At 69.6% G+C, this 13,261-nt stretch carries 16 protein-coding genes and 3 tRNA genes; 15 read left to right on the top strand and 4 right to left on the bottom strand.

The window, feature by feature from the left end:
• Nucleotides 1–1,281, bottom strand: coding sequence for an amidohydrolase family protein (locus ACF07V_RS03020; RefSeq protein WP_392151095.1), 1,281 nt, complete (start codon nt 1,279–1,281; stop codon nt 1–3).
• 206 nt (nt 1,282–1,487) lie between these two features.
• Here ACF07V_RS03020 and ACF07V_RS03015 point away from each other — a divergent pair.
• From ACF07V_RS03015 to ACF07V_RS02990, 6 genes are all read left to right on the top strand, one after another.
• A tRNA-Thr gene (locus tag ACF07V_RS03015) sits at nt 1,488–1,560 on the top strand.
• A gap of 44 nt (nt 1,561–1,604) precedes the next feature.
• Nucleotides 1,605–1,677, top strand: a tRNA-Met gene (locus ACF07V_RS03010).
• A gap of 88 nt (nt 1,678–1,765) precedes the next feature.
• Nucleotides 1,766–1,930 carry a 50S ribosomal protein L33 gene (rpmG, locus tag ACF07V_RS03005; RefSeq protein ID WP_003956487.1) on the top strand — a complete coding sequence of 55 codons (165 nt, stop codon included), beginning with the start codon at nt 1,766–1,768 and terminating at the stop codon, nt 1,928–1,930.
• A gap of 111 nt (nt 1,931–2,041) precedes the next feature.
• On the top strand, nt 2,042–2,494 hold the full coding sequence (locus ACF07V_RS03000; RefSeq protein WP_030687915.1) for a MaoC family dehydratase N-terminal domain-containing protein: 453 nt from the start codon (nt 2,042–2,044) through the stop codon (nt 2,492–2,494).
• A gap of 2 nt (nt 2,495–2,496) precedes the next feature.
• Complete coding sequence (locus ACF07V_RS02995) at nt 2,497–2,925, top strand: MaoC family dehydratase (protein WP_392151094.1); 429 nt, start codon at nt 2,497–2,499, stop codon at nt 2,923–2,925.
• A gap of 60 nt (nt 2,926–2,985) precedes the next feature.
• Entirely contained in the window at nt 2,986–4,044 is a 1,059-nt protein-coding gene (locus tag ACF07V_RS02990; RefSeq protein ID WP_392151093.1) for a UDP-N-acetylmuramate dehydrogenase, read from the top strand.
• 29 nt (nt 4,045–4,073) lie between these two features.
• On the opposite strand, the gene ACF07V_RS02985 is transcribed toward ACF07V_RS02990, so the two are convergent.
• Nucleotides 4,074–4,706, bottom strand: coding sequence for an NAD(P)-dependent oxidoreductase (locus ACF07V_RS02985; RefSeq protein WP_392151092.1), 633 nt, complete (start codon nt 4,704–4,706; stop codon nt 4,074–4,076).
• A gap of 87 nt (nt 4,707–4,793) precedes the next feature.
• On the opposite strand from ACF07V_RS02985, the gene ACF07V_RS02980 reads away from it, so the two are divergent.
• Nucleotides 4,794–5,390: a TetR/AcrR family transcriptional regulator gene (locus ACF07V_RS02980; RefSeq protein WP_392151091.1), complete on the top strand. Its 597-nt coding sequence runs from the start codon at nt 4,794–4,796 to the stop codon at nt 5,388–5,390.
• On the opposite strand, the gene ACF07V_RS02975 is transcribed toward ACF07V_RS02980, so the two are convergent.
• Together ACF07V_RS02975 and ACF07V_RS02970 are read right to left on the bottom strand one after the other, a co-directional pair.
• A complete protein-coding gene (locus ACF07V_RS02975; RefSeq protein WP_392151090.1) occupies nt 5,387–6,406 on the bottom strand; it encodes an adenosine deaminase in 1,020 nt (339 codons plus the stop codon). The two genes, ACF07V_RS02980 and ACF07V_RS02975, sit on opposite strands and share 4 nt — an antisense overlap.
• Before the next feature lie 119 nt (nt 6,407–6,525).
• The gene (locus ACF07V_RS02970) at nt 6,526–7,752 is read right to left on the bottom strand and encodes a pyridoxal phosphate-dependent aminotransferase (RefSeq protein WP_392151089.1); all 1,227 of its coding nucleotides are present in this window, start codon (nt 7,750–7,752) and stop codon (nt 6,526–6,528) included.
• 207 nt (nt 7,753–7,959) lie between these two features.
• Here ACF07V_RS02970 and ACF07V_RS02965 point away from each other — a divergent pair.
• The 8 genes from ACF07V_RS02965 (at nt 7,960) to rplL (ending at nt 13,053) form a co-directional block, all read left to right on the top strand.
• A tRNA-Trp gene (locus ACF07V_RS02965) sits at nt 7,960–8,032 on the top strand.
• A gap of 103 nt (nt 8,033–8,135) precedes the next feature.
• Entirely contained in the window at nt 8,136–8,423 is a 288-nt protein-coding gene (gene secE / locus ACF07V_RS02960; RefSeq protein WP_392151088.1) for a preprotein translocase subunit SecE, read from the top strand.
• A 44-nt stretch (nt 8,424–8,467) separates the two neighbouring features.
• A complete protein-coding gene (nusG, locus tag ACF07V_RS02955; RefSeq protein WP_392151087.1) occupies nt 8,468–9,334 on the top strand; it encodes a transcription termination/antitermination protein NusG in 867 nt (288 codons plus the stop codon).
• A gap of 158 nt (nt 9,335–9,492) precedes the next feature.
• Complete coding sequence (gene rplK / locus ACF07V_RS02950) at nt 9,493–9,927, top strand: 50S ribosomal protein L11 (protein ID WP_030687894.1); 435 nt, start codon at nt 9,493–9,495, stop codon at nt 9,925–9,927.
• A gap of 79 nt (nt 9,928–10,006) precedes the next feature.
• Nucleotides 10,007–10,735, top strand: a complete 729-nt coding sequence (gene rplA, locus ACF07V_RS02945; RefSeq protein WP_360800191.1) for a 50S ribosomal protein L1 — start codon at nt 10,007–10,009, stop codon at nt 10,733–10,735.
• Between the two features lie 118 nt (nt 10,736–10,853).
• Entirely contained in the window at nt 10,854–11,777 is a 924-nt protein-coding gene (locus ACF07V_RS02940) for a hypothetical protein (RefSeq protein WP_392151086.1), read from the top strand.
• 249 nt (nt 11,778–12,026) lie between these two features.
• On the top strand, nt 12,027–12,557 hold the full coding sequence (gene rplJ, locus ACF07V_RS02935; protein WP_030687887.1) for a 50S ribosomal protein L10: 531 nt from the start codon (nt 12,027–12,029) through the stop codon (nt 12,555–12,557).
• A gap of 112 nt (nt 12,558–12,669) precedes the next feature.
• A complete protein-coding gene (rplL, locus tag ACF07V_RS02930) occupies nt 12,670–13,053 on the top strand; it encodes a 50S ribosomal protein L7/L12 (RefSeq protein ID WP_033202007.1) in 384 nt (127 codons plus the stop codon).
• The last annotated feature ends 208 nt before the right edge of the window (nt 13,054–13,261 follow it).

Raw genomic sequence — 13,261 nt, 5'->3', positions numbered from 1 at the left:
TCACGACCGTACGTCGGGTCCGGCCGGAGGGCTTCCCGGCTCGGGCGGCCGCTCCGGGCGCGCCTGACGCGGCAGGTCCAGGGCCGCCGCCGAGTCGCAGTACTCCCGCACCGCGCTCGTCCGCGCCACCACCCGCCCCCGGTGCACCACGATCCGGCTGTACGCGAGGGACAGCACGCCCGCCAGGCGCTCGCCGCGCACCGCGAGCAGCTCCGCCGGGAAACCGGCCTCCACCCGCACCTTCGGGAGGCCCATGACCGCCCGCGCCTCCGTGCTCACCGCCCCGTACGCCTTCTGGGGCGCCATGCCCCCGAGCGAGGCCAGCAGGTACGCCGCCTCCAGCGGGTCCCCGCGCCCCACCGGGTTGGCCACGTCCCGCAGCGCCCCGCCGCCCGCCGCGACCCGCACCCCGGCCGCCCGCAGCAGCCGCACCGGCGCCGCCCCGCGCAGCTCCGTGCCCCCGCAGCCGCCCTGCGGCAGGCACACCACCGTCACCCCGGCCGCCGCCAGCCGGTCCGCCGCCCGGTGCGCCGCCTCGGAGGGGAGCCGGGAGAGGCCCGCGCACGGCCCGATCGTCACCCCCGGCCGCAGCCCGCCCGCCATCGCCGCGAGCCGGGCCAGGCGCGCCGGATCGTCCCCGTCGGTGTGCAGGTCGACCGGGACGCCGTTCTCGGCCGCGACCTCCAGGACCGCCTCCACGTAGCCCGCGGGGTCCGGGTCGAGGTCCGGGCAGCCGCCGACCACGCCGGCGCCCATCTTCACCGCGTCCCGCAGCATCGATAGCCCGTCCGCGCCCGCGACGCCGGTGAGCAGCCGGGGCACGGCGACGGCCGTCAGGTCGGCGAGGCCGCGCAGCGAGCGCCGGGCCTGCAGGACGGCCTGCAGCGGGCCGAGCCCCTGGACGTCGCCGATGCGCACGTGCGCGCGGAGCGCCGTGGCGCCGTGGCCGAGCTGGAGCAGGGCGGCCTCGGTGGCCCGCCGCTGCACTTCCTCGGGGGCGTACGAGACGGGCCCCGGGGTGTCGGCGGAGAGCGCGGTGTCGGCGTGGGCGTGCGGCTCGGCGGCGGCGGGCAGCAGCAGATAGCCGGTGAGGTCGACCCGGGCGCCCGCGGCGGTGAGGCTGCCCGCGGTGCCGACGGCCTCGATGCGGCCGCCGACGAGCCGTACGTCCACGGTCCGTCCGTCGGTGAGCCGTGCGTGGGTGAGCAGGAGCGAGGTCGAGTCGGCGGTGGTGGCGGCCCCGTCCTCGGGCGGCTGGGGCTGCTTGCTGTCGGCTGACATCGGGCTCCTCAAGGCTCCTCAAGGTCAAGATCACGAAGCGTGGGGCCGAGCCTAGGGGCGCTCGGAGCGACCTTCGAGGAGGAGCGCAATAGTCGTACCGATGAGGCCACGTGTGGCGTACGGGACGCCTGATGAGGGCCGCCGAGAGGCCGCGGGGAAACGGATTTGGGTGATGGGCCGCAGACCGTGTAATGTCTTCCTCGCTCGCCCCAATAGCTCAGTCGGTAGAGCGTCTCCATGGTAAGGAGAAGGTCTACGGTTCGATTCCGTATTGGGGCTCTGGTGAGAGGGATCCCGCCTTCGGGCGGGGTCCGGATCATCAAAGCGGTGTAGCTCAGTCGGTAGAGCAAGCGGCTCATAATCGCTGTGTCACCGGTTCAAGTCCGGTCACCGCTACAGACAGTAGCCGATTGTGGGGTCGGTCCTTCGATCGGCTACTCTTCTATGCGTTCATCCGTCCATCCGTCCGTCAAGGAGCACTCACGTGGCTGCCACCGACGTCCGCCCGAAGATCACGCTGGCCTGCGTGGAGTGCAAGGAGCGGAACTACATCACCAAGAAGAACCGGCGTAACAACCCGGACCGTCTTGAGATGAAGAAGCACTGCCCTCGCTGCAACTCGCACACTGCGCACCGCGAGACGCGCTAATCAGGCTCGTACACGAGGCCGTCCCCACTCGGGGGCGGCCTCGTGTCGTTTGTCGGCACCATCGGCAAGTCGGCAACATCGGCAACAAATTCAGCAGGAGGTATCGAGTCCATGGCGCTCGACCAGTCCTTCGTGGGCCGGACCTATCCGCCCACCGCGCCCTACGAGGTCGGCCGCGAGAAGATCCGCGAGTTCGCCGAGGCGATCGGTGACGCCAATCCCGCGTACACCGACACCGAGGCGGCCAAGGCGCTCGGACATTCCGATGTGATCGCTCCGCCCACTTTCGTGTTCGCCATCACATTCAAGGCGGCCGGCGCCGTCATCGAGGACCCGCAGCTGGGCCTCGACTACAGCCGCGTCGTCCACGGCGACCAGAAGTTCGCCTACACCCGGCCCGTCCGCGCCGGGGACCGGCTCTCGGTCACCTCCACCATCGAGGCGATCAAGTCCCTCGCCGGCAACGACATCCTCGACATCCGCGGCGAGGTCCACGACGCCTCCGGCGAGCACGTCGTCACCGCCTGGACCAAGCTCGTCTCCCGCGCGCCCGAGGGGGCCTGACCATGACCGCGAAGATCGCCTACGACGAGGTCGAGGCCGGCACCGAGCTGCCCGCGCAGACCTTCCCCGTGACCCGCGCCACGCTCGTGCAGTACGCCGGCGCCTCCGGGGACTTCAACCCGATCCACTGGAACGAGAAGTTCGCGGTCGAGGTCGGCCTCCCGGACGTCATCGCCCACGGCATGTTCACCATGGCCGAGGCGATCCGCGTCGTCACCGACTGGGCCGGCGACCCCGCCGCCGTCGTCGAGTACGGCGTCCGCTTCACCAAGCCGGTCGTCGTCCCCAACGACGGGACCGGCGCCCTGATCGAGGTCTCCGCCAAGGTCGCCGCGAAGCTGGACGACAAGCAGGTGCGGGTCGACATCACGGCCATGAGCGCCGGGCAGAAGGTCCTGGGCATGTCCCGGGCCGTCGTCCGCCTCGCCTGAAGCCCCCGACGGGCCCCGCTCTCCGCCGCCGCGGAAGGTGGGGCCCGTACCCTTGAGCCCGTGCAGCAGATCGCAGACGCCCCCCTCGCGCCCCTGACCACCTTCCGGCTCGGCGGACCCGCCACCCGGCTCGTCACCGCCACCACCGACGACGAGGTGGTCGCGGCCGTCCGCGAGGCCGACGCCGCCGGAACCCCGCTGCTGATCATCGGCGGCGGATCCAACCTGGTCATCGGGGACAAGGGCTTCGACGGCACGGCGCTGCGCATCGCCACCACCGGCTTCCACCTGGACGGCACGCGCCTGGAGCTCGCCGCCGGCGAGGTCTGGACGGACGCCGTGGCACGGACCGTCGAGGCCGGGCTCGCCGGGATCGAGTGCCTCGCCGGCATCCCCGGCTCGGCCGGCGCGACCCCCATCCAGAACGTCGGCGCCTACGGGCAGGACGTCTCCGCCACCGTCACCGAGGTCGTCGCCTACGACCGGCGCGCCGAGGAGACCGTCACCCTCACGAACGCCGCGTGCGCCTTCTCGTACCGGCACAGCCTCTTCAAGGACCAGCCCGACCGGTACGTCGTGCTGCGGGTCCGCTTCGAGCTCGAGGACGCCGACGGGCTGTCCGCGCCGATCAAGTACCCGGAGACCGCCCGCGCCCTCGGCGTCGAGGCCGGGGACCGGGTGCCCCTCGCCACCGCCCGCGAGACCGTGCTGCGGCTGCGCGCCGGCAAGGGCATGGTCCTGGACCCGGAGGACCACGACACCTGGTCCGCGGGCTCCTTCTTCACCAACCCGATCCTCACGGCGGGGGAGTACGAGACCTTCCTCGCGCGCGCGGCGGAGCGGCTCGGGCCCGACGTGGCCCCGCCGGCCTTCCCGGCGGGCGAGGACGGCGCCGTGAAGACCTCGGCGGCCTGGCTGATCGACAAGGCCGGCTTCACCAAGGGGTACGGCTCCGGGCCCGCCCGGATCTCCACCAAGCACACGCTGGCCCTGACCAACCGCGGCGAGGCGACCACCGAGGACCTGCTGGCCCTCGCCCGTGAGGTCGTCGCCGGGGTACGGGACGCCTTCGGGATCACCCTCGTCAACGAGCCGGTGACCGTGGGAGTCCAGCTCTAGTAAGCGACGCCTCTGGTACGCGACGCCGACTAGTACGCGACGCCGACGCCCTGCTTGACCGTCGTGGGGTCGTCGATCATCGACAGCATCGCGTGCGCCACGTCCGCGCGGGCCAGGGAACGGCCCCGGGGCGGGGTGCCGCCGACGACCCGGCGGTACTGCCCGGTGCCCGGCTGGTTCGTCAGCTTGGGCGGCCGGACGGAGGTCCAGTCAGCGCCGCTCGCGGCGAGGTCGGACTCCATGACCCGCAGGTCGGCGTAGACGTCCTTCAGGACGTTGTTGATGATCGCCAGGACCGCCTTGTCGACGAAGGCCTGGCCGTCCGGGACCGGGCCCAGCGGGGCCGCGCTGACCACCAGGAGCCGGCGCGTCTTCTCCGCCTCCATCGCCGTGAGCACCGAGCGGGTCAGCCGGGCCGCCACGCCCGCGTCCGCCCGGGTGCGGGCGCCGAGGCCCGAGAGCACCGCGTCCCGGCCCGCGACGGCCCCGCGCAGGGCCTCGGGGTCGGCCAGGTCGGCCCGCCGGACGGTCAGGCGCGTGCCGGTCACGGTGAGCCGCGCCGGGTCCCTTACCACCGCCGTCACCTCGTGGCCCGAGGCCAGTGCCTGCCGGACGATCTCCTGGCCGATGCCGCCGGTCGCACCGAAGACTGTGAGCTTCATGTCGCACCCTCCCGGGGTGGGTAAGTGTTCACTCACCCCCAGGGTGAGTGGATACTCACTCGTACGTCAAGCGTGGCTGGAGGATGCATGGAACAGAGGCCGACCCGGACCCGGATCGTCGACGCCGCCCGTGACCTCATGCGGACGGCGGGGCTCGCCCGCACCACCACCAAGGAGATCGCCAAGGCGGCCGGCTGCTCGGAAGCCGCGCTCTACAAGTACTTCAGCAGCAAGGAAGAGCTCTTCCTGACCGTCCTGAACGAGCGCCTGCCCCAGCTCGGCGGGCTCCTCGGCACACTCGCCGCCGACCCCGGCGGCCGCACCGTCGAGGAGAACCTCACCGAGGTCGCCCGGCAGGCCGCGCTCTTCTACGAGCAGACCTTCCCCGTCGTCGCCTCCCTCTACGCCGAACCGCAGCTCAAGCGGCGCCACGAAGAGGCCATGCGCACCTACGGCAGCGGCCCCCACAAGCCCATCGAGGGCCTCGCCGCCTATCTCCGCGCCGAGCAGCGGCACGGCCGCATCAGCCCCGACGCCGACCCGGTGGCCGCCGCCTCCCTGCTCCTCGGGGCCTGTGTGCAGCGCTCCTTCGCCTGGGAGATGAGCCCGGACCGCAGGCCCCCGGACTCCCTCGACGACTTCGCCCGCGCGCTCGCCCGCACCCTGCTCCGGGGGATCGGCTAGGCGATCCAGTCGTCGATCCCCGCCAGGAGCTTCGCCTTCACGTCCTCCGGCGCCGCCGAGCCCCGCACCGACTGGCGGGCCAGCTCGGCCAGCTCCGTGTCCGTGAACCCGTGGTGCCGGCGGGCGATCTCGTACTGGGCCGCGAGCCGCGAGCCGAAGAGCAGCGGATCGTCCGCGCCGAGCGCCATCGGCACCCCGGCCTCGAAGAGGGTCCGCAGCGGGACGTCCTCGTGCTTCTCGTACACCCCGAGCGCCACGTTCGACGCCGGGCAGACCTCGCAGGTCACGCCCCTCTCGGCGAGCTTCCGCAGCAGCCGCGGGTCCTCCGCCGAACGCACCCCGTGGCCGACCCGCGCCGCCCGCAGATCGTCCAGGCAGTCCCGTACGGAGGAGGGCCCCGTCAGCTCGCCGCCGTGCGGGGCGGCCAGGAGGCCGCCCTCCCGCGCGATCGCGAAGGCCCGGTCGAAGTCCCGGGCCATGCCCCGCCGCTCGTCGTTGGAGAGCCCGAAGCCGACCACGCCCCGGTCCGCGAACCGCACCGCGAGCCGGGCCAGGGTCCGCGCCTCCAGCGGGTGCTTCATCCGGTTCGCCGCGACCAGCACCCGCATCCCGAGCCCGGTCTCCCGCGAGGCCGCGTCGACCGCGTCCAGGATGATCTCCAGGGCCGGGATCAGACCGCCGAGATGCGGGGCGTACGAGGTGGGGTCGACCTGGATCTCCAGCCACCCCGAGCCGTCCCTGACGTCCTCCTGGGCCGCCTCCCGGACGAGCCGCTGGATGTCCTCCGGCGCGCGCAGGCAGGAACGCGCGATGTCGTACAGACGCTGGAAACGGAACCAGCCGCGCTCGTCGGTCGCCCGCAGCCTGGGCGGCGTACCGCTGCTCAGCGCCTCCGGGAGATGCACGCCGTACTTGTCGGCCAGCTCGATGAGCGTCGTGGGCCGCATCGAACCGGTGAAGTGCAGGTGCAGATGGGCCTTGGGCAGCAGGGTGATGTCGCGGTGAACGTGCTCCATTGGCCGATCCTGCCGCACTCGAATGGACGAATGAAGTCCATTTCCCCGATCGGGACCTCGCTAGAACGCAAAAACGGGCCCCCGGTTCCGGAGAACCGGGGGCCCGCACCGCAAGAGGATCAGTCGCGCGCCTCGGCGAGCAGCTTCTGGATCCGGGACACGCCCTCCACCAGGTCCTCGTCACCGAGCGCGTACGACAGACGCAGGTAGCCCGGGGTGCCGAAGGCCTCGCCCGGGACGACCGCGACCTCGGCCTCGTCCAGGATCAGGGCCGCGAGCTCGACCGAGGTCTCCGGGCGCTTGCCGCGGATCTCCTTGCCGAGCAGCCCCTTCACCGACGGGTACACGTAGAACGCGCCCTCCGGCGTCGGGCAGACGACACCCTCGATCTCGTTGAGCATCCGCACGATCGTCTGGCGGCGGCGGTCGAAGGCACGCCCCATCTCCTCGACCGCGTCCAGGTTGCCGGAGACGGCGGCGAGCGCGGCGACCTGCGCCACGTTGCTCACGTTGGACGTGGCGTGCGACTGCAGGTTGGTCGCGGCCTTCACGACGTCCTTCGGGCCGATGATCCAGCCCACGCGCCAGCCCGTCATCGCGTACGTCTTCGCCACGCCGTTGACGACGATGCACTTGTCGCGCAGCTCCGGCAGGACGGCCGGGAGCGAGACGGCGGAGGCGTCGCCGTAGACCAGGTGCTCGTAGATCTCGTCCGTGAGGACCCACAGGCCGTGCTCGACGGCCCAGCGGCCGATCGCCTCGGTCTCGGCCTCGCTGTAGACGGCGCCGGTCGGGTTCGAGGGGGACACGAAGAGGACGACCTTGGTCTTCTCCGTGCGCGCCGCCTCCAGCTGCTCCACCGAGACCCGGTAGCCGGTGGTCTCGTCGGCGACGACGTCCACCGGGACACCGCCCGCGAGGCGGATCGACTCGGGGTACGTCGTCCAGTACGGCGCCGGGACGATGACCTCGTCGCCCGGGTCGAGGATCGCGGCGAAGGCCTCGTAGATCGCCTGCTTGCCGCCGTTGGTCACCAGGACCTGGGAGGCGTCGACCTCGTAACCGGAGTCGCGCAGCGTCTTGGCGGCGATCGCGGCCTTCAGCTCGGGCAGACCGCCGGCCGGCGTGTAGCGGTGGTACTTCGGGTTCTTGCAGGCCTCGACGGCCGCGTCGACGATGTAGTCCGGGGTCGGGAAGTCGGGCTCACCCGCGCCGAAACCGATCACCGGGCGCCCGGCGGCCTTGAGGGCCTTGGCCTTGGCGTCGACGGCGAGGGTGGCGGACTCGGAGATCGCACCGATCCGGGCGGAGACCCGACGCTCGGTGGGAGGGGTAGCAGCGCTCATACGGGCCATGGTCCCAGACCGCGTCGAGGCCCGGCACACAGGTTTCACGGACCGGACAGGACCGGTCATTACCGGTCGTACGAGCGTCCGACGGCAGGTCGGCGCGCTTTCTGTTCGACGTAGGGGCCCATGACCACGTATGCTCACTCCTCGTTGGCCCGCACCGACCACATCTCACGATGCGGTACGTTTGGGGGGCACCGACAAAGGGTCGTAGCTCAATTGGTAGAGCACCGGTCTCCAAAACCGGCGGTTGGGGGTTCAAGTCCCTCCGGCCCTGCTACACACACCGCCAGGTGTTGTGCGCATGTACGTACTTCATTGCACCGCCGTGCGGCTCCACCCGGGCGCGGCACGGCCGACCCGGAATCAGGTGAGAGATCGTGACGGACGCCGTAGGCTCCATCGACATGCCTGATGCCGACGACGAGACCACAGAGTCGAAGAAGAAGTCCCGCAAGGGCGGGAAGCGCGGAAAGAAGGGCCCCCTGGGCCGTCTCGCGCTCTTCTACCGCCAGATCATCGCCGAGCTCCGCAAGGTCGTCTGGCCCACGCGCAGCCAGCTGTCGACGTACACCACCGTGGTGATTGTCTTCGTCGTCATCATGATCGGCCTTGTCACCGTGATTGACTATGGCTTCCAGGAAGCAGTCAAGTACGTCTTCGGCTGACTTTTTGTTCCACCCCATCTGTATCGCAGGAAGAAGCAGCCACCGTGTCTGACGCGAACCTGAACGACGCCTTCGAGTCCGAGTCCGTCGAGGACGAGCTGGACATCGTCGAGGCCGCCGACGAGGACGTCGAGGACGTCGAGGTCGACGCTGCAGAGGACGCTGCGGACGAGGACGTCGAGATCGACGAGGCCGACGAGGTCGAGGAGTCCGACGAGGACGAGACCGCCGAGGCCGAAGAGGTCGAGGACGCCGAGGAAGAGACCGAGGAGGAGGCCGAGCCGGCCGCCCCGGTCGACCCGGTCGCCGCGCTCCGCGAGGAGCTCCGCACCCTCCCCGGCGAGTGGTACGTCATCCACACCTACGCGGGCTACGAGAAGCGCGTGAAGGCCAACCTCGAGCAGCGTGCCGTCTCGCTCAACGTCGAGGACTTCATCTACCAGGCCGAGGTCCCCGAGGAAGAGATCGTCCAGATCAAGGGCGGCGAGCGGAAGAACGTCAAGCAGAACAAGCTTCCCGGCTACGTTCTCGTCCGCATGGACCTGACGAACGAGTCCTGGGGCGTCGTCCGCAACACCCCCGGTGTCACCGGCTTCGTGGGCAACGCCTACGACCCGTACCCGCTGACCCTGGACGAGATCGTCAAGATGCTCGCCCCGGAGGCCGAGGAGAAGGCCGCCCGCGAGGCCGCCGAGGCCGAGGGCAAGCCGGCTCCGGCCCGCAAGCTGGAGGTCCAGGTCCTGGACTTCGAGGTCGGCGACTCGGTCACCGTCACCGACGGCCCGTTCGCGACCCTCCAGGCCACGATCAACGAGATCAACCCGGACTCCAAGAAGGTCAAGGGCCTCGTCGAGATCTTCGGTCGCGAGACCCCGGTCGAGCTCAGCTTCGACCAGATTCAGAAGAACTGATCTCACCGTCTTCCGACCAGGTCAGAGTGGCTCTCGAAGCCGCTCTGACCTGCTCGGTTTTTGGCCGCACGTCTATACCCGTTATCGTTGTGCGGTATGCCTGCATCCGGATGACCGGAAGGCGGGCTGAACACTCTCACTAGGACCCGGAGAGAGCAATGCCTCCCAAGAAGAAGAAGGTCACGGGGCTTATCAAGCTCCAGATCAACGCTGGTGCGGCCAACCCGGCCCCGCCGGTCGGCCCCGCGCTCGGTCAGCACGGCGTCAACATCATGGAGTTCTGCAAGGCCTACAACGCCGCGACCGAGTCGCAGCGTGGCATGGTCGTGCCGGTGGAGATCACGGTCTACGAGGACCGCACCTTCACCTTCATCACCAAGACTCCGCCGGCCGCCAAGCTGATCCTCAAGGCCGCGGGTGTGGAGAAGGGCTCCGGCGAGCCGCACAAGACCAAGGTCGCCAAGCTCACGGCCGCCCAGGTCCGCGAGATCGCCACGGTCAAGCTCCCCGACCTCAACGCCAACGACCTGGACGCCGCGTCCAAGATCATCGCTGGCACCGCCCGTTCCATGGGCATCACGGTCGAGGGCTGATCACCCCCCGTTTGACCCTTCAGTGGTAGGGCCTGCGCGGCCCGCACCACGACTCCACCCCTGAACCACAGGAGAAGCAGTGAAGCGCAGCAAGGCTCTCCGCTCCGCGGACGCCAAGATCGACCGCGAGCGGCTCTACGCCCCCCTCGAGGCCGTCCGTCTCGCCAAGGAGACGGCCACCACCAAGTTCGACGGCACCGTCGAGGTCGCCTTCCGCCTGGGCGTCGACCCGCGCAAGGCCGACCAGATGGTCCGTGGCACCGTGAACCTCCCGCACGGCACCGGCAAGACCGCCCGGGTCCTGGTCTTCGCGACCGGTGAGCGTGCCGAGGCCGCGATCGCCGCGGGCGCCGACATCGTCGGCTCCGACGAGCTCATCGACGAGATCTCCAAGGGCAACCGCCTGAACGAGTTCGACGCCGTTGTGGCCACCCCGGACCTCATGGGCAAGGTCGGCCGCCTCGGCCGCGTCCTCGGCCCGCGTGGTCTCATGCCGAACCCCAAGGTCGGCACCGTCACCCCCGATGTCGCGAAGGCTGTCAACGACATCAAGGGCGGCAAGATCGAGTTCCGCGTCGACAAGCACTCGAACCTCCACTTCATCATCGGCAAGGTCTCCTTCGATGACACGAAGCTGGTCGAGAACTACGCCGCGGCCCTGGAGGAGATCCTCCGTCTGAAGCCGTCCGCCGCGAAGGGTCGCTACATCAAGAAGGCGGCCCTCACGACGACGATGGGCCCCGGCATCCCGCTGGACTCCAACCGCACCCGCAACCTCCTCGTCGAGGAGGACCCGGCCGCGGTCTGAACCTCATCGGTTCACTGAGTGGTCAGCCGGCCCCGCACCTCTCCGGAGGTGCGGGGCCGGCTCTTTGTTACGGTTCAAGGAACCGTAAAGACCTTGGATCAAGGGGTGGGGAACGCTCATGAACAAGTCCGCATGGAAGCGCGCGGGCGTCGCCCTCACGGCCGTGGTGGCCGTGAGCGGCGTCGCGGGCTGTCAGGACGGCGGGGACGCCAAGGGGGCCGCTCCGGTCGCTCCCGAGGTGCAGGACCACGGGGACGCCACGCAGGTCATCCAGGCCGCGTACGCGAAGACCTCGGCGGCCAAGGCCGCCAAGGTCAAGATGACGATGACCATGGAGGGGCTCGGCGCCGAGTCCGGCACGATCGAGATGACCGGTGTGCAGGGCTGGAACCCGGCGGTCATGGACATCACCATGAAGAGCTCCATGCTCTCCGCCGGCAGCCCGGACGGCCCCGAGCAGATGCACATGATCATGCTCGACCAGGTCATGTACATGGACATGGGTGCCAAGCAGGCCGCCGAGATGGACGGCAAGCGCTGGATGAAGCTCGACATGAGGGACGCGGCCGACGCCTCCGGCGACAAGGCGCTGCAGAAGCAGATGACCGGCGGCCTGGACAACATGAACCAGGACCCGGCCCAGCAGCTCGCCCTGCTCCTGGACTCCCCGGACCTGAGGCACATGGGTGCCGAGAAGATCAACGGCATGGAGACCCAGCACTACAAGGGCACGCTCACCTTCGAGCAGATGCTCAAGGCCAACGAGTCGTCGAAGGTCCTCTCCAAGGAGGACCACGACAAGCTCATCGCCAGCGTGAAGCAGGCGGGTCTCAAGGGCTACGACACCGAGCTCTGGGTCACCGAGGACGGCTACCCGGCGCGCATGGACATCGGCATGACCATGGCCAAGGGCACGATGCAGATGCGGGCCGACTACACCGACTACGGCACCAAGGCCGCCGTCCAGGCCCCGCCGGCCAAGGACACCGTGGACCTCTTCGAGATGATGAAGGACTTCGGCAAGAACACCGACCAGGGCTGATTTGCCCGAAGCCGAACCCGTCACGTACTCTTCCACAGAAGCCAAAGACCGCTGGTCGTTGCTGTGCCCCTCTCGGGTGCGGTGGCCGAAGGATCCGCTGACAACGGACGACCCGCGCAGGTGACTGTGGAAAGTTCCCGGACTTCGTGTCCGGTCGAGCTCAGCCCCGTGCGCCTGCGCCCGGGGCGTTTTGTTTTGTTCAGCCTCCTTCTGAGCGGTCCTCATCACCCGGAAGGAGGCCGAAGCACTATGCCGACGCCCAACAAGGCTGCATCGGTGGCCGAGCTCAAGGACGCGTTCCAGAGCTCCAACGCCGCCGTGCTGACCGAGTACCGGGGTCTCACCGTGGCGCAGCTCAAGACGCTGCGTCGTTCGCTCGGTGAGAACGCCCAGTACGCCGTGGTGAAGAACACGCTGACCAAGATTGCGGCCAACGAGGCCGGGATCACCGCACTGGACGAGCACTTCGCTGGTCCGACCGCGGTCGCCTTCGTCACCGGTGACCCGGTGGAGTCGGCGAAGGCCCTGCGTGACTTCGCCAAGGAGAACCCGAACCTCATCATCAAGGCCGGTGTCCTTGACGGTAAGGCTCTCTCCGCCGACGACATCAAGAAGCTTGCGGACCTCGAGTCCCGCGAGGTTCTGCTCAGCAAGCTGGCCGGTGCCTTCAAGGGCAAGCAGTCTCAGGCTGCCTCGCTCTTCCAGGCGCTGCCGTCGAAGTTCGTCCGCACCGCGGAAGCGCTTCGCGTCAAGCTCGCCGAGCAGGGCGGTGCCGAGTAATTCGGCTCGCGCATTGATCCGCGCCGCCTAGTGCGCGGGTCGTAGCGGGCCGTTACGCCCGCCTCTAAAGACACATCGGCACCTGCCGAGATTAGTGGAAGGATCGCCCATCATGGCGAAGCTCTCTCAGGACGACCTCCTCGCCCAGTTCGAGGAGATGACCCTCATCGAGCTCTCCGAGTTCGTGAAGGCCTTCGAGGAGAAGTTCGACGTCACCGCCGCCGCGGCCGTCGCCGTTGCCGGCCCCGCCGTCGGTGGCGCTGCCCCCGAGGCCGCCGAGGAGCAGGACGAGTTCGACGTCATCCTCGAGGGTGCCGGCGACAAGAAGATCCAGGTCATCAAGGTCGTGCGTGAGCTCACCTCCCTCGGCCTGAAGGAGGCCAAGGACCTCGTCGACGGCACCCCGAAGCCGGTCCTCGAGAAGGTCGCGAAGGAGGCCGCCGAGAAGGCTGCCGAGTCCCTCAAGGCCGCCGGCGCCTCCGTCACGGTCAAGTAAGACCGTTTCGGCTCGCTGAGCTGACTCCTGCCCCCGTGTAACGCGGAGGCACCGAGAGGCGATCACCCAACTGGGTGGTCGCCTTTCGGCGTTCCCGGGAAACGGGCGTGGCGGGGGTCCTGCGGGCCGCCGGAAGCGGAGTATGGTGATCTTCGCCGTGCGCCCCGCAGACCGGCGGGTCTTGACGAACCGCACGCAGCGCGCAATT

It is taken from the genome of Streptomyces sp. NPDC015661 (assembly GCF_043077765.1).
Lineage (GTDB): Bacteria > Actinomycetota > Actinomycetes > Streptomycetales > Streptomycetaceae > Streptomyces.
This window is presented reverse-complemented; position numbering and strand designations above follow the sequence as displayed.

Bases quoted from the DNA above. Each gene is read 5' to 3' on its own strand.
- ACF07V_RS03020 (WP_392151095.1), bottom strand. From the start codon at position 1,281: ATGTCAGCCGACAGCAAGCAGCCCCAGCCGCCCGAGGACGGGGCCGCC.
- ACF07V_RS03000 (WP_030687915.1), top strand. From the start codon at position 2,042: ATGGCGCTCGACCAGTCCTTCGTGGGCCGGACCTATCCGCCCACCGCG.
- ACF07V_RS02995 (WP_392151094.1), top strand. From the start codon at position 2,497: ATGACCGCGAAGATCGCCTACGACGAGGTCGAGGCCGGCACCGAGCTG.
- ACF07V_RS02985 (WP_392151092.1), bottom strand. From the start codon at position 4,706: ATGAAGCTCACAGTCTTCGGTGCGACCGGCGGCATCGGCCAGGAGATC.
- ACF07V_RS02980 (WP_392151091.1), top strand. From the start codon at position 4,794: ATGGAACAGAGGCCGACCCGGACCCGGATCGTCGACGCCGCCCGTGAC.
- ACF07V_RS02975 (WP_392151090.1), bottom strand. From the start codon at position 6,406: ATGGAGCACGTTCACCGCGACATCACCCTGCTGCCCAAGGCCCATCTG.
- ACF07V_RS02970 (WP_392151089.1), bottom strand. From the start codon at position 7,752: ATGAGCGCTGCTACCCCTCCCACCGAGCGTCGGGTCTCCGCCCGGATC.
- rplK (WP_030687894.1), top strand. From the start codon at position 9,493: ATGCCTCCCAAGAAGAAGAAGGTCACGGGGCTTATCAAGCTCCAGATC.
- ACF07V_RS02940 (WP_392151086.1), top strand. From the start codon at position 10,854: ATGAACAAGTCCGCATGGAAGCGCGCGGGCGTCGCCCTCACGGCCGTG.
- rplJ (WP_030687887.1), top strand. From the start codon at position 12,027: ATGCCGACGCCCAACAAGGCTGCATCGGTGGCCGAGCTCAAGGACGCG.
- rplL (WP_033202007.1), top strand. From the start codon at position 12,670: ATGGCGAAGCTCTCTCAGGACGACCTCCTCGCCCAGTTCGAGGAGATG.